Origin of the sequence: Nonomuraea sp. NPDC049607, assembly GCF_040675375.1 — a bacterium.
GTDB lineage: Bacteria > Actinomycetota > Actinomycetes > Streptosporangiales > Streptosporangiaceae > Nonomuraea.
The window spans coordinates 48,664-62,637 of the sequence record NZ_JBFAOV010000036.1 but is presented as its reverse complement, the minus strand read 5'-3'; the positions used below and the strand labels follow the sequence as shown (position 1 = coordinate 62,637).

The following is a 13,974-nucleotide window of genomic DNA, read 5'->3' as shown; positions in this document are numbered from 1 at the left end:
CCGGCGGTCAGTCGCAGGCCTGGGTGCTGACCGGGTTGGTGGCCGTGGCCGCCTGGCGGGCGTCGGGTGCGACCTCGGCGGCCGTCAGCGCGTAGCCGGTCTCCACCTGGCCGGCGACGGCGGCGAAGATCACGCCCAGCACCCGGCCGTCGACGGCCAGCAGCGGGCCGCCGGAGTTGCCCTGCTGGATCTTGCCTCTGACCTGGTAGACCTCCCTGGTCACCTTCGAGGCCCGGTAGATGTCGGGGCTGCCGGCCCGCTGCCGGATCGCGACGCGGGCGGGTTCCGGCGTGAACCCGCCGCCGTTCGGGTATCCGGCGACCAGCGCGTCCTGGCCCTCCCGCGCCTGGGGCCCGAAGGTGAGCGGGGGCAGCCCGAGCCCCGGGACGTACAGGACCGCGATGTCCCGCCGCGGGTTGTACCAGACGACCTGTGCCGGGTGCGGCCGCTGCTGGTGGTCGACGACCTGGAGGTCCGTGTCCACCCCCGCCACGACGTGCGCGTTGGTCATGATGTGGTCGGGCGCGTACGTGAAGCCGGTGCCGGTGATGCGCTTGCCGCAGGAGGTGGCGGTCCCCTGGACCTGGAGGATGCCCGTCCGCGCCTGCCGCAGCGCCGGGCTGCGCAGCACGGCCACGTCCGGCGGCGGCACCCGGGCGGTGCTCATCCCGGCGATGGCGTCGAGCACCGGCGGGAAGTCCGACCGGTCGACGAACTGCTTGAAGGGCCGCTGCCAGTCCCGCGCCGCCTCGGGCACCGCCTCGTCCATCGTGGACAGCAGCGCCGAGCCGCGGATCTGCTCCACCGCCAGCGCCCACGGGCCGGACACCAGCAGGCTGCCCACCAGCCAGGCGACCACCAGGACGAACGCGGCGTTGACCAGCCCGCCACCCACGGAGTCCAGGATCAGGGCCGGCTCGCCCCGGATGTACGTGCGTAACCGCACCCCCAGCGTGGACGCGGCGAACTGCCCGGCCAGCGCGATCAGGAACACGATGACGACCGCCAGGGCCGTCTGCGGCATGTCGCCGGTCACGAGCGCGTCCGCGACCGCGGGGGCGACGGCGATCCCCAGCACGCATCCGGCGACGAACCCGATCGAGCTCGCCACCCCGACGACGAACCCCTGCCTGAACCCGGCGACACCGAAGCCGATCACCATGACGACCAGGACGACGTCGAGCAGATCACCAGGCACAAGGAAAGACAATCACCTTTTCCCCGACAAGGGAGCATTCCATCCGGTACGGCAGCTTTCCTTGATCCACCCGCCCTCGCGGAAGGGCCGGCCCGGCGCGCCGGGCAACGTGACAGCCCCCGATCAGAGCCCGGCCGTGACGTCGGGCACGTACCCGTCCGGGCGGCGCGGCGGACGCCGGTAACCGGTGGCGGGCGGCCGCGGCGGGATCTCCAGCGGCGACCGCTCCACCCGCCGGTAGGGGATCGTGGACAGCAGGTGCGCGATCATGTTGATCCTGGCCCGCCGCTTGTCCTCGCTCTCCACCTCGTACCAGGGGGCCTCGGGGATGTCGGTGTGCACCAGCATCTCGTCCTTGGCCCGGGAGTACTCCTCCCACCTGGTGATCGACTCCAGGTCCATCTCCGACAGCTTCCACCGGCGCATCGGGTCCTCCAGCCGGTCGCGGAAGCGCCGTTCCTGCTCGGCGTCGCTCACCGAGAACCAGTACTTCCGCAGCAGGATCCCGTCCTCGACCAGCAGCCTCTCGAAGATCGGGCACTGGTGCAGGAAACGCGTGTACTCCTCCTGCGTGCAGAAGCCCATCACCCGCTCGACCCCGGCCCGGTTGTACCAGCTCCGGTCGAACAGCACGATCTCCCCCGCGGCCGGCAGGTGCTCGACGTACCGCTGGAAGTACCACTGCGACCGCTCCCGCCCGGTCGGCACGGGCAGCGCGGCGATCCTGGCCACCCGGGGGTTCAGGTACTCGGCGACCCGCTTGATCGTGCTGCCCTTGCCCGCGGCGTCCCGGCCCTCGAAGATCACCACGACGCGCCGCCCCTCGGCCCGCACCCACTCCTGCAGCTCCACCAGCTCCTGCTGGAGGCGGAGGAGTTCCTTCTCGTACGGCTTGCGGCGCAACCTGTCAGTCCCCATGCCTGCGGATTCTAGAAGCCGGCCCCTTCCGGGAGGGCGGAAGGTCACGGAGTTCAGGACGTCCGGCGGTGTCGCCCCACGGCCGCACGCGTCAGTCTGGGACCAGGTTCGACCACGGGAAAGAGATGATGACCATGTCCCCGATCCGTTCCCTGCTCGCCGTCGCCCTGGCGGTGACCGTCACCGGCGTGCCGGCCTTACCCGCGCGGGCCGCGCGGCAGGCCGCCGTCCCCGTCCTGGTGGGTGTCCGGGCCGCGCACCTGCCCGGACTGGACCGGCTGGTCTTCGAGTTCCAAGGCCCGGTCCCGGCCCGGCAGGACGTCCGCTACGTGTCCCGGCTGGTCGCCGACGGCTCCGGGCGTACGGTCGGCGCGGTCGGCGACGCCCTGCTCCAGGTCCGCTTCGACCAGGCCGACGGCCACGACCGCCGGGGCCGGACCACCTACGGCCCCACCCGCCGGACGTACGCGCTCCCCGGCGTCGTCCAGGTCGTCAACACCGGCGACTTCGAGGCCACGCTCACTTTCGGCGTCGGACTCGCCAGGCGCGTGCCCTACCGGATCCGCACGCTCACCCACCCCAGCAGGGTCGTCGTCGACCTGACCACGTCCTACCGGACCGTGCCCGTACGCGATCACTTCCTCGACACCACCGCCCGGAGCCCGCGTACGACGGCCGTGACCCGCCCGGTGGCCCCGCCCGCGACCGCGTTCGGCGCGCTGCGACGGCTGTTCGCCGGCCCGACCCAGGACGAGCGGGCGCGCGGGCTGCGCTTCGTCGGCTCCAAGGCCACCGGCTTCAGCAGGCTGACCGTGCGGGACGGGATCGCCAGGGTCTACCTGACCGGCCCCGTCGACGGCGGAGGGGCGGCCTTCACCGTCGCCGACCAGATCAGGCCGACGCTCAAGCAGTTCCCGGCGATCAGGTGGGTCAAGATCTACGACGCGGCGGGCCGTACCGGGACCCCCGCCGGGCCGTCGGACTCGATCCCCCGTTCCCTGGAGCCGGGCTGAGAGAGCCGGGTGTCTTCCCAGGAGAACGGCCATGTTGATCTCCCGGGTTCGTTCATGATGGCGGTGTGACCGCACCTTCTCCCCGTGCCCTCCGCGATCCGGACGACCGGGCCGCCCGGTCCGTCCCGTCATGACGCACTCGGGACGAAAGCCCTCCCGTCAAGAGCCACACGCCCCTGCCGTCCCCCGCCGGGACACTCGCACAGTGCTTCAAGGAGGTGCCCGTTGAAAGCGTTGATCGATCTTCTGGCCCGGCGTGTACGCCTGTACCGTCCCGACGGCAATCCGCTGCGTCGCCGTTCCGACCGGCTGGAGTCGGTCGCCGTGCTGGTGACCGCGCTCGTGCTGCTCGTGGGCGTCTGGCCCGCCGTCCTGGCGGGGCGGCTGGCCTACGAGGGCGCGCTCCAGGAGGAGAGCGCGCACGCCGCGGGGCGACACCAGGTCAGGGCGACGTTGCTGGCGGACGCGCCGGCCGCCCGTGTGACCCTCACCGAGATGCCGGTGCGCGGGCAGCGGGCGATGGCGCGCTGGACGACGTCCTCGGGCGCGGTGCGGAGCGGCCCGGTGCCGGTCCCCGCGGTGGCCAAGGCCGGCTCGACGGTCCCGTTGTGGATCGACGCCGCCGGAAACCCGGCGCCGCCGCCCGCCGACCGCACGGTCCTGCGGACGAGGGGCGTGGTGACCGGGACGCTGCTCATGTCCGTGATCGTGCTGGCCGCTCTGGGCGGGTTCGCGGGGTTCCGGTGGTGGACGGACCGGAGGCGGTACCAGGAGTGGGAGGTCCAGTGGGCGCGGGCCGACGAGGACTGGGGACGCCGGCGCAGCCCCTGACCGCAACGGTCCCCCTCAGCCCGGCCCACCGCCCCCGGGGTCCTCGGCGGGACGGACCACCGCGACCGGGCAGCGCGCGTGGTGGAGCACCCCCCTGCTGACCGAGCCGAGGAGCAGCGCGCCGAACGCGCCCCGGCCGCGCGAGCCGACCACGAGCAGGTCGCAGGGGGCGCCGGTGAGCGCCTCGACCGGATGAGCGCTCTGGACGTCCTCGACCAGGTTCACCCCGGGAAACCTCTCCCGCCATCCGGCCGTCCTGGTACGGATCACCGCAGTCTGGGCGGCGCGGACCTCGTCCACGTCGAAGGCGATCTCCGGGGCGAAGGCGTGCACGGGAGCCTGCCAGGCGTGGATCAGGCGGAGCGTCGCGCCCCGCCGTTCGGCCTGTTCGAAGGCGTAGCCGATCGCCGGCCCGCAGACGTCGGAGTCGTCGATCCCGACGCCGACCTCGCCGACCCGTTCGGGCGGGTCCGCGCGTACCACCACCACGGGGCACCTGACCTGCCCGGCCACCTGCGTGGTCACCGACCCGAGCAGGGCTCCGGCGAACCCGCCCAGCCCCCGGTTGCCGATGACCAGCTCGTCGGCCTGCCGCGCCTGCTCCTGGAGCACGGCGGCGGGCGTCCCCTCGACGACCTCGGCGTGCACCGCCACGGACGGCTGCCGCTCACGGGCCGCCGCCTCCGCCGCCTCCAGCACCCTGGACGCCGCCAGCAGCAGGTAGTTCCACTGCCCGAAGTCGGGGAACCTGCCGACGCTGTACGGCTGCCGGTCCAGCGCGTGCACGATCCGCAGCTCCGCGCCCGTGCGCGCCGCGTCGTCGGCGGCCCATCCCAGCGCGGCGTTCGACGGCGCGGACCCGTCGACGCCGACCATGATCCGTCCCGGCATCGTGCCCTCCCGGCCGTGGATCTTCCTCGGCGCCCGTCTCCGCAAAGTCAGGAGTGGGCGAAGAATCCTCCAGTTCCGTGGACGCGAAGCCGCCCGGCGCCGCCCGCGCCCGCTCCGGCCGCCAATCTTCTCCAAGTTTTGGGACGGGCGATCCTGTCCGCTCACCTGCCGGACGGCTGAATGAGTAGGGGAGGTATGAGCGATGTCTGAGCTGGTCGTGGTGGGGGTCGACGGGTCGCCGTCCGGGTTCGACGCCGTGGCGTGGGCGGCCGACGACGCCTTCAGGGCGAAGGGCGCGTTGCGGATCGTGTCCGTGGTGGAGACCTGGCCGTACCAGGTTCCGCAGATCGCCGCCGTCGAGTGGGAGAGCTCGATGACGGAACGCGCGCGGGAGATCCTGGCCCAGGCGGAGGAGATCGTCCGGGAACGCCGGCCCACGGTCGACGTGAGCACCCGGGTCATCGCCGGGAAGGCGTCGGTCGCCCTCCGGGAGCAGGCGTCCGAGGCCGCCGAGCTGGTGGTCGGGCGCAGGGGGACGGGCGGCTTCGCCGGGGCCGTGCTCGGCTCGGTCAGCATGAGCGTCGCCGGTCAGGCGCCGGGCCCGGTGGTCGTCGTACGGGACGGAGGCGCCGCCGCGTACGGCGAGGTCGCCGTCGGCGTGGACGGCTCCCCCGCCGCCGAGCCCGCCCTCGCCTACGCCTTCCGGCAGGCCGAGCTGCGCGGCAGCATGCTCCGGGCGGTGCACGCCTGGCCGCCGCCGTTCGCGCTGGCGCCGGACTTCTCCTGCGACATCGAGGCCCTGAGGGAGAGCCACCTGCGCATCACCAGGGAACAGCTCACCCCCTGGCAGGAACGGCACCCCGAGGTCAAGGTCGTCACGGACGTCCAGTGCGGCCATCCCGTCAAGACGCTCGCCGGCGCGGGCGAGCGGGCCGACCTGCTGGTCATCGGATCGCACGGCAGGAGCGGGCTGGGCTCGGCCGTGCTCGGCTCGGTCATGCGCGGCGTCCTGCATCACGCGCACTGCACCGTCGCGGTGGTCCGCGAACGCCACTGAGTCAGCCCTGCGCCGGCTCCTCACGGGGTGCGCGGCGTCACCAGGCCCGACTCGTAGGCCAGGACCACGAGCTGGGCGCGGTCGCGGACGCGCAGCTTGCCCATCGCCCGGTTGACGTGGGTCTTCGCGGTCATCGAGCTGATCGTCATCCGGGCGGCGATCTCGTCGTTGGACAGCCCCCGCGCGACCAGGGCGACGGCCTCGCGCTCGCGGTTGGTCAGCTCCCGCAGCTCCTCGCCGGTGGTGGCGGCGGCCGGCGGCCGGGTGACGTACCGGTCGATCAGCTTGCGGGTGATCGAGGGGGCGAGCAGCGCGTCACCGCGGGCGGCGACGCGCACGGCGTGCAGGAAGTCCTCCGGCACGACGTCCTTGACGAGGAATCCGGCCGCGCCGGCGCGCAGGGCGTTGAAGACGTACTCGTCCAGGCCGTAGTTGGTCAGGATGACGACGCGCACGCCGGCCAGGGCCGGGTCGGCGGCGATGCGGCGGGTCGTCTCGATGCCGTCCACGACCGGCATCTGGATGTCGACGAGCGCGACGTCGGGCAGGTGTTGCCTGGCCAGGGTCAGGCCCTCCGCCCCGTCGGCGGCCTCGGCGACCACCTCGATGTCGTCCTCCAGGTCGAGCAGCGCGCGGAATCCGCCGCGCAGCAGCGGCTGGTCGTCCACCAGCAGGACCCGGATCACGGCGTACGGTCCATCGGCAGTTCGGCCTGGACGGTGAAGCCGCCCGTGCCACGCGGCGCCGCCCGCAGCCGTCCGCCGAGCGCGGTGACGCGTTCGCGCATGCCGATCAGCCCGACGCCGGGCACGGGGGCGGTGTCCGGCGTGGCCGTGCCGTCGTCGTCCACGCGGATCGCCAGGGCGTCGGGACGGTAGTCGATCCGGACCTCCGCGGTCGCGGCGACGGCGTGGCGGGCGATGTTGGTCAGCGACTCCTGGACGATCCGGTACGCCGTCCGGTCCACGGCGACGGGCACGTCCCGCCGCTGTCCGCCGATCGTCAGCGTCGCGTCCAGGCCGGTGGTGCGGGCCCGTTCCAGGAGCTCGGGGACCTGGTCGAGCCCGTGCGGCGGGGTCACGTCGTCGCGCAGCGCCTCCAGGGTCGCGCGCAGTTCCCTGGTCGCCTCGCGGCCGGCCTCCTGGATCACCAGCATGGCCTCCGGCACCTGCTCCCCCTTCCTGCGGGCCACGTGCACGGCCACCTCGGCCTGCACCTTGATGATCGAGATCTGGTGGGTGAGCGAGTCGTGCAGGTCCCGCGCGATGCGCAGCCGCTCCTCGTCGGCCCGCCGCCGCGCGGTCTCCTCCCGGGTACGCTCGGCCTCCTCCGCCCGTCCCTCCGCCTGCCGCAACGCCTCCCCCGCCGCGCCGGCCGCGACCAGCCAGGCCAGTTCGAGCGCGCCCCGGGCCTGCGCGAACGCCTCACCCGTGTCGTGCAACCCCGAGGCCAGCGCCGCCAGGGGCAGCAGGGCCAGCACGATGACGCTCGCGGCCACGGTGACCAGGCGTCTTCCGTCCCGCATCGCCGCGTACACCGCGAACAGGTACGCCACGGCCGGCACGTCGAACCCGGCCGCCTGGTACCCCACCGCGCACAACCCCGTCACGGCCAGGACGGGGACCGGAGCCCTGCGGCGCGCGGCCAACGCCAGGCCACCGGCCGCCAGCAGCGCGTATCCGAGCAGGGCGAGGGAGGTGGCGGGACGCTGCCCCGACAACCCCGTGACCACCAGCGCCGCCGCCACGCCGACCGCGATCAGCCAGTCGACGGCCCCGGCCCGCTTTGTGCTCATACGCGCACCATAGCCGCATGTCCGCCCGTCCGACTCCTGCCCAGGGATCACCCGCCGACTACCGCGGACGCGGTACATCCCGCACTTCCTGCCGTCCGCGCGGTAGGCGGCTGCGGCATCGGCGGCACCCCGGAAAGCCCGCCGCAGCCGGACGACCGGCGGCGGTTAAGGCGGCGATGCTCTTCCCACGCCGACGTCCAGACGAAGGGACCTGTCATGCTCATCCGTCACCTGCTCGCGGTCCAGGCCGACCCGGTCGGCGCCTACGCCATGACCACCGGCCGGCTGTGGTCCCTGATCGCCGCCGGGCTGGGCCTGGCGGGGGCCGCCGTCGGCGCCCTCGCCCTCGCCCGCTCCACCGGCCGCCTCCTCCCTCGCCCCCGCACCGCGACCGGAGCCGGGACCGCGCCCGGGGCCGGGACCGGCAGGCGCGGAGCCGTCGTCGCCCTGGCCGCAGGGCTGACCTGCATGGTCATCGGCGGCGTGGTCGTGGCCGCCGCCAAGGGCGGCCCCGGCACCGGCTACGGCATCGTCGGCGGCTACCTGGACCTGGCCCTCGGCCTGGCCGCCATGATCCTCGGCGCCCTCACCCTGGCCCGCCACCGCCGCACCGGATGACCGTCCCGCTCACCTCGGGCCGCCGCCGGTCTCCGTTCAAGAGGTCAAGGCCAGGGCAGTTGCCGGTCATGAACGAAGAGGACAAGCTTCCCGAGGACATGCCTCCCGCGGTCGGACAGGTCAACGGGGAGAGCGACACGACCGCCGCCCGTGCGGGGGTCGAGGTGCGGGACACTCCCCGGCCCATCCCCGCCGAGCCGGTCGAGCCCCCGCCCGACCCCGAGGAGAAGGTCGCGCAGGAGCGGCGCGAAGTGGCCGAGGACCCCGGCGAACCCGAGCCCCCGGACATGGAACCGACCGACTGACGACGCCCCCGGTCGGGCAGGCGACCGGACGAGAGGGAGGGCGATCCGGCGCCGTACCGACGACCATGCCCCCCATCAGGGGCGCAGCAGGGCGTGGGCCAGTTGGTCGGCGCTCCAGCTCTCCCACTGCGCCGTCGTCCAGCCGCACTCGCGGGTCATCACCAGGAACAGATCCGGCGACAGCAGCCCCACGGTGATGTCGGTGGCCCGGTCGCCGGTCAGGCCGGGCCGCAGGGCGTGCAGGCCGTCGAGGATGGCGACGACCTGGCCGTGGGCGGTGTGCCGTTGCTCGCTGTTGACGGCCCACTGGGCCGCCATGTCGGCGTCCCCCGCGGCCGCGTCGCGGACCACGGCCAGGACGGGGGCGACGCGACCGAGGATGACGCCGCTCTGGTGCACCCATCCCCTTACGACCTCCATCGGGTCCCGCGCCGACCGCAACTCCTCGAACCAGGAGCGTCCCAGCAGTGGCACGGGCTCGTCGTCACCGGCGGAGGCGACGTCGACCACGTGCTTGAGCAGCTGGCTCTTGGTTCCGTAGTGGAAGTACACCGTCTGGACCGACACCTCGGCCGCGTCCGCGACCAGCTGGAAGGTCGTCCCGGCATAGCCCCGCACGACGAACAGCCCCTGGGCGGCGTTCACGATCCGGCTTCTGGTCTGTGCCGAGCGCCGCTTGGGGCTCTTGACGTCGTCCATCGATTTAGAGTACCACTTTAGAGTAGTACCTTAAAGTGAGACTACAAACGGTGGTGAGGCATGACGCTCCTGAACGGGTTCCACCACGTCAAGCTCCCCGTCTCCAACGTCCACAAGAGCCTGGAGTGGTACCGGCGCGTGCTGGGCCTGGACGTGGCGATCGAGTTCGTCGAGGACGGCGTGCTGCGCGGCGTGGCCCTGAGCGACGCGGCGCACACGATGATGATCGCGCTGCGCGAGGAGCCCGGGCGGGCCGGCGGGTGGAGCGGGTTCGATCCGGTCGCGCTGGCCGTGCCGACCCTGGAGGCGCTCCACGCCTGGTCCGACCACCTCGACGCGCTCGGCGTCGGCCACTCCGACATCGCCGAGGGCAGCGTGGGATGGCTCATCGGCGGCCTCCTCGACCCCGACGGCATCGAGATCCGGCTCTACACGCTGCAGAGACGGCCATGAGCGCCCTCCACCTGCCCGCCGGGACAGGCTCCGCCCACCGGTTCCTCGGCACGACCATGACGGTGAAGGCGGGCCGGGCGGAGACCGGCGAGAGCCTCACCGTCGTCGAACAGGAGTGCCCGCCCGGCTTCGCCACGCCCTGGCACGTGCACCAGCACGACGACGAGGCGTTCTACGTACTGTCGGGAACGGCGCGGATGTACTGCGGCGAGCAGTCGTGGCAGGCCACCGCCGGCGCCTTCGTCCTGCTCCCCCGCCGGGTGCCGCACGCCTTCGCCAACGACCGGGACGCCCCGCTGCGCCTGCTCCAGCTGACCTGGCCCGCCGGCTTCGAGACCTTCGCCGCGGACGTCGCAGCCGCCGGCGACGCCGGCCCCGGCCTACTGGCCGAGGTGGCCGCCCGTCACGGCTACCAGGTCATCGGCCCGCCCCCGGGCACCGCCGCCTGACCTCCCGCCGCACCCGTCCCCCCAGCACACCCCCCTTCAGGCCGAGCTTCGAGGAGATCTCATGACAGGCAGGACCACGAGCGTGCTCGCCACCGCCCTCGCCCTGGTGCTCTCCGGCACCACGACGGCCGGCGCGTCCGCCCTGGAGCAGAAGACGTACACCTGGCGCGGCTACATGTCGGCGGGCTACTGCACGATCGAGCCCGGCGCGACCTGGACGCTGTACTCGAACGGGACCGCCCGCCTGGACGCCACGATCTCCAGCCTCGGCGACGAGGACGCCTGGCTGATGTGGGCGCACCTGAAGGACGGCGCCGGCGCCCTGCTCGGCGACATACGCGTCCACGGCAGCACCAGCACCAAGTTCGTCAAGAACCTGCACGACCGGCGGACCTACCGCTGGATCGCGAAGGGCCAGTTCGACCCCGAACTGTTCGACCTGGTCAAGCGCATGTCGCTGAGCAAGCACTGCTGAGCCACCCGAACACCCCTGGACGAGCCCGGCCCACTGCACGCGCCGCCCCTCCGACGAAAGGACGCCCATGGCCAGCGCGGCTTCACCCTCCCTCATCGGCACGGCCGCCGCCGTGCTCACCGCCGCCTTCTCCCTCACCACGTCACCGGCCGCGGCGGCCGTCAGCGCGTGCGATCCCTCGCTGGTGGCGCCCGCCGGGAGCCTCATCGGCGGCCTGTGGCGCTCCAACGGCGGCGAGCAGAGCGTGTACGGCTGCCCCACCACCAAGGAATTCGGCTACCCGGACAAGAAGGGCTCCTGGCAACGCTTCACCAACGGCAAGATCGTCTGGTCGCCGAACCTCGGCAACGGCACCCTCGTCCGCGTCTATCAGAAGGGCCAGAACCTCGTCTTCAAGTGGAGCGGCCTGGGCCGCGACTGGGACTACTTCAACGTCCGCTGGAGCAAGAACGGCGGCAAGGCCACCCAGGTCCAGACCGGCCGGCTGACCGCGTGGAGCGGCCAGTACCTGATGGCCCCGTACGTGCAGGGCGGCGTCGGCACCACGACCAACGGCCATGAGGTCGACAAGTTCGCCTTCATCGTCCAGGGCTGCGACCGGACGACCTTCGGCTCCGACTGCGGCCCGTGGAGCATCCCCACGTCCATCAGCCTCGCCCACTGATCCCCCGGCCGCGAGAGGGCCGGGCCCTTGACCGTGATGGTGGTCAAGAGCCCTTGCCGCCTGGTTCAGGCGGCGCGCTCGTCGACGCCCACCGCGCCGACGCCTGTGCCGAGCCGGCCGCAGACGCCCTGCGACTGGCCTGAACGGCCCGGCGGGAGGTCCACCCATTCCCCGACGACGTCCGGCGCCCAGCCGCAGGTGATCACGGCTCGGAACCGCCAGTTCTGGCCCGTGGGATTGCTGCACATCGCGATGCCGACGTAGTTGTCGTTGTTGTGGACGAAGGTGTCGCAGTCGAGGACGGTCGCCGCCGACGCCGGCGTGGTGAACCCCAGCGACAGCAACGCGACGGACCCGGCGACGACCGCCGCGACATGCCTTGTCTTGAGCAAAGCCCCTCCTGAACGAGTGATGACCTGTCACTTACCGTCATGCAGCGTACGCAAAGAGTGGCGGCAGGGAAAGCGCTGCCCGGCCAGGACTCCCTTCCCGAACAGACCCGACAGCACGCGGGTCGTTCACGCCGGGTTGGTCGCCGAGGGCCGCGAACGCCCGTCGCCCGGCCACGGGTGTTCGCCGAGGGTGAGCTCGTACAGCAGGCGTTGCCGTCCCTGGTAGAAGGCCGCCAGCAACGGGGGCGCCGCCTGCAACTCGGCGGCCAGCGCGTCGAGTGCGGCGGGCAGCTCGACGTCCGTGGTGGCGACCGCGACGCAGGCGCAGTCGGCCAGTTCGGCGGCCAGCGGCTGGATCGCCCCGGTGAACAGGCCGGCGATCGGGTGCGGGACCACTTCCTCGCGTACTGCGTCCATGACCAGGGCGGCGATGCTGCGGAGGTGGGGGAAGCGGGCCGCGGTGGCGAGCATCGCCCGGTGCACCAGGCCGGCGTCGGGGCCGGGACGGGCCACCACTCGCAGGTGCCGGGGCGTCAGCGGGAGCCAGGTCCAGTCGATGGTGTCGGCGTCGGCCACCACCACGTCGTCGCGATCGTCGGTCAGCGCCCGTAAGGCCGGGGCGTCGGCCCGGCCGCACAGCAGGAGCGTCGCCGGGGGGAGCATGCGTTCGGTGGCGGGCGAGGGCAGCGGCGCGGGGGCGAGCCGAGGACGCATCGCCTGCCCGCCGACTGCGCCATCCCCCATCCCCACCCAGGCCACCCCCTCCCACCCAGAGCCCCGCCCCCGACCACGCCCCTGGCCAAAGCCCTCCCCCTGCCTGTGGGCGTGGTCCTGGTCGGTGTCGCCTGGATGGCCCCGGGTGGGTGGGAGGTCGGCGGTGGCTCGCGGCAGGGCGACAGGTTCGATGGGGGCGGCCGAATTCGGCGCAGGTGCGGCGTGATTCGGCGTGGGCGCGGAGCCGTTCGAGGCGGGTGCCGGACCGTTCAGTACGGGTGTGGGGACGTTCGAGGTGAGTGTGGAGGGGGGATCCAGCGGGAGCCAGGGGGCGTCGGTGGTCAGAGGGGAGGCGGTGATGGCGGCGGGGATGATGGCGCGGATGAGCGTGACCGCGTCATCGCCGGCCCCGCACTCCAGGAAGACCTCCGCACCGCGGGCGGACAGCGCCGTCACGGCCTGCCGGAAGTGGACGGTGACGAGCATCGCGTTGGCGGTGACCGCGACGGGGTCGTCGTCCGGGGTGAGCAGGCGGCCCAGTGTCGGCGAGAACACCGGCCAGCGTGCCGCGGACGGCTTGACGTCCGGCAGGCGGTGCCTCAGGTCGGCGGCCGCGGCGGCGACCGCGGGTGTGTGGGCGGGATGCGGGACATGGAGTTCGGTGCTCGTCCAGCCCAAGTGCTCGGCGATCCGGGACGCCAGCGGCATCAGCTCGCCCGGCCCGGACAGCACGCACCGCTGCGGGGTGTCGTCACAGCCGACCACGAGATGGGGATGGTCGAGCAGGGCGACCAGGTGACGGCCCTGCACGGCGGAGACGTCGAGGGACATCATCGTGCCCCGCCAGTTCAGGCCGGTCAGTGCGCGGCTGCGTTCACAGGCCAGGCGCGCGCCGTCGCCCGCGCTCAGGACTCCGGCGGCGACCTGGGCCCACAGTTCCCCGAGCCCGTGGCCCACGAGCGCGTACGGCTGGAGCCCGTCCAGTACGAGGGTGTCGAAGGTGGCTAACGACACCGCCATCAAGGCCAGGTAGTGGCTTTCGGGGCCGGGCGGACGGGGTGCGTCCGGGGCGAGGAGGTAGGCGCTGATCGGAGAGGAGCCGTACTCGGCGGCGACGGCGTCGATCTCCGGCAGGAGCTCCGAGACGGCCGGCGTACGGGCGGCCAGAGGCGCCAGCACACCGGCGGAGGGAATGGCTACGCTGCCCGGGAAAACCACGACGACTTTGCTGCGCATGTAGTCCCTTCCTGGAGGCGGGGCGGGGCTTTTGCGGCACATGGGAGAGCGGCGAGGGGTACGGCTGTTGCGAGCTGCCGGTCCCATCGCCGACGACCCGTTCGGCCCCACGACTGATACCGCTCGCACACGATAAGTAGTCGTGTCATCGCGACACGTCACCCTATCGGTGGAGAAACTCGCCTATAGCCGTCCTCACCTCTTGCAGGACGGAGGTCCGGGTGTGCACCCAGGGGCAGCAACCGACCCCCCAACGGACGCGAAGT

17 protein-coding genes are annotated in these 13,974 nt (G+C 72.8%); 9 read left to right on the top strand and 8 right to left on the bottom strand.

Annotation, left to right across the window (positions count from 1 at the left end; all coding sequences use genetic code 11):
• Window positions 1-7 precede the first annotated feature (7 nt).
• Both AB0J97_RS42315 and ppk2 read right to left on the bottom strand, forming a co-directional pair.
• On the bottom strand, window positions 8-1,198 hold the full coding sequence (locus tag AB0J97_RS42315; RefSeq protein ID WP_364100230.1) for a MarP family serine protease: 1,191 nt from the start codon (window positions 1,196-1,198) through the stop codon (window positions 8-10).
• A gap of 123 nt (window positions 1,199-1,321) precedes the next feature.
• Window positions 1,322-2,116, bottom strand: coding sequence for a polyphosphate kinase 2 (ppk2, locus tag AB0J97_RS42310; protein ID WP_364100227.1), 795 nt, complete (start codon window positions 2,114-2,116; stop codon window positions 1,322-1,324).
• Window positions 2,117-2,250: 134 nt separating this feature from the next.
• Here ppk2 and AB0J97_RS42305 point away from each other — a divergent pair, with 134 nt between their 5' ends.
• Complete coding sequence (locus AB0J97_RS42305) at window positions 2,251-3,129, top strand: hypothetical protein (RefSeq protein ID WP_364100224.1); 879 nt, start codon at window positions 2,251-2,253, stop codon at window positions 3,127-3,129.
• 225 nt (window positions 3,130-3,354) lie between these two features.
• Window positions 3,355-3,960 carry a hypothetical protein gene (locus AB0J97_RS42300; RefSeq protein ID WP_364100221.1) on the top strand — a complete coding sequence of 202 codons (606 nt, stop codon included), beginning with the start codon at window positions 3,355-3,357 and terminating at the stop codon, window positions 3,958-3,960.
• A 15-nt stretch (window positions 3,961-3,975) separates the two neighbouring features.
• Here the strand turns inward: AB0J97_RS42300 and AB0J97_RS42295 are convergent, their stop codons facing one another.
• Window positions 3,976-4,851 (bottom strand): universal stress protein, encoded by an 876-nt coding sequence (locus tag AB0J97_RS42295; RefSeq protein WP_364100218.1) that lies wholly within the window; start codon window positions 4,849-4,851, stop codon window positions 3,976-3,978.
• Between the two features lie 202 nt (window positions 4,852-5,053).
• On the opposite strand from AB0J97_RS42295, the gene AB0J97_RS42290 reads away from it, so the two are divergent.
• Window positions 5,054-5,908, top strand: a complete 855-nt coding sequence (locus tag AB0J97_RS42290) for a universal stress protein (RefSeq protein WP_357705631.1) — start codon at window positions 5,054-5,056, stop codon at window positions 5,906-5,908.
• Between the two features lie 20 nt (window positions 5,909-5,928).
• Here the strand turns inward: AB0J97_RS42290 and AB0J97_RS42285 are convergent, their stop codons facing one another.
• Both AB0J97_RS42285 and AB0J97_RS42280 read right to left on the bottom strand, forming a co-directional pair.
• Window positions 5,929-6,594 (bottom strand): response regulator transcription factor, encoded by a 666-nt coding sequence (locus tag AB0J97_RS42285; protein WP_364100215.1) that lies wholly within the window; start codon window positions 6,592-6,594, stop codon window positions 5,929-5,931.
• Entirely contained in the window at window positions 6,591-7,703 is a 1,113-nt protein-coding gene (locus tag AB0J97_RS42280; protein ID WP_364100212.1) for a histidine kinase, read from the bottom strand. Before AB0J97_RS42280 ends, AB0J97_RS42285 begins: the two co-directional genes overlap by 4 nt.
• Before the next feature lie 216 nt (window positions 7,704-7,919).
• On the opposite strand from AB0J97_RS42280, the gene AB0J97_RS42275 reads away from it, so the two are divergent.
• Window positions 7,920-8,321 carry a DUF6223 family protein gene (locus AB0J97_RS42275; protein ID WP_364100209.1) on the top strand — a complete coding sequence of 134 codons (402 nt, stop codon included), beginning with the start codon at window positions 7,920-7,922 and terminating at the stop codon, window positions 8,319-8,321.
• Window positions 8,322-8,389: 68 nt separating this feature from the next.
• Complete coding sequence (locus tag AB0J97_RS42270; RefSeq protein WP_357705627.1) at window positions 8,390-8,626, top strand: hypothetical protein; 237 nt, start codon at window positions 8,390-8,392, stop codon at window positions 8,624-8,626.
• Window positions 8,627-8,701: 75 nt separating this feature from the next.
• Here AB0J97_RS42270 and AB0J97_RS42265 read toward each other — a convergent pair whose 3' ends face one another.
• The gene (locus AB0J97_RS42265) at window positions 8,702-9,325 is read right to left on the bottom strand and encodes a TetR/AcrR family transcriptional regulator (RefSeq protein ID WP_357705626.1); all 624 of its coding nucleotides are present in this window, start codon (window positions 9,323-9,325) and stop codon (window positions 8,702-8,704) included.
• Between the two features lie 60 nt (window positions 9,326-9,385).
• Here AB0J97_RS42265 and AB0J97_RS42260 point away from each other — a divergent pair, with 60 nt between their 5' ends.
• The 4 genes from AB0J97_RS42260 to AB0J97_RS42245 all read left to right on the top strand — a co-directional run bounded on the left by AB0J97_RS42260 (window position 9,386) and on the right by AB0J97_RS42245 (window position 11,366).
• Window positions 9,386-9,778: a VOC family protein gene (locus tag AB0J97_RS42260; protein WP_364100204.1), complete on the top strand. Its 393-nt coding sequence runs from the start codon at window positions 9,386-9,388 to the stop codon at window positions 9,776-9,778.
• Window positions 9,775-10,227 (top strand): cupin domain-containing protein, encoded by a 453-nt coding sequence (locus AB0J97_RS42255; protein ID WP_364100201.1) that lies wholly within the window; start codon window positions 9,775-9,777, stop codon window positions 10,225-10,227. The genes AB0J97_RS42260 and AB0J97_RS42255 overlap by 4 nt, the downstream gene beginning before the upstream one ends.
• A gap of 61 nt (window positions 10,228-10,288) precedes the next feature.
• On the top strand, window positions 10,289-10,702 hold the full coding sequence (locus AB0J97_RS42250) for a DUF6294 family protein (protein WP_364100198.1): 414 nt from the start codon (window positions 10,289-10,291) through the stop codon (window positions 10,700-10,702).
• A gap of 67 nt (window positions 10,703-10,769) precedes the next feature.
• Window positions 10,770-11,366: a hypothetical protein gene (locus AB0J97_RS42245; RefSeq protein WP_364100195.1), complete on the top strand. Its 597-nt coding sequence runs from the start codon at window positions 10,770-10,772 to the stop codon at window positions 11,364-11,366.
• Between the two features lie 65 nt (window positions 11,367-11,431).
• Here AB0J97_RS42245 and AB0J97_RS42240 read toward each other — a convergent pair whose 3' ends face one another.
• Window positions 11,432-11,758: a hypothetical protein gene (locus AB0J97_RS42240; protein WP_364100192.1), complete on the bottom strand. Its 327-nt coding sequence runs from the start codon at window positions 11,756-11,758 to the stop codon at window positions 11,432-11,434.
• Between the two features lie 126 nt (window positions 11,759-11,884).
• Window positions 11,885-13,651: an acyltransferase domain-containing protein gene (locus tag AB0J97_RS42235; RefSeq protein ID WP_364100189.1), complete on the bottom strand. Its 1,767-nt coding sequence runs from the start codon at window positions 13,649-13,651 to the stop codon at window positions 11,885-11,887.
• Window positions 13,652-13,974 lie beyond the last annotated feature (323 nt).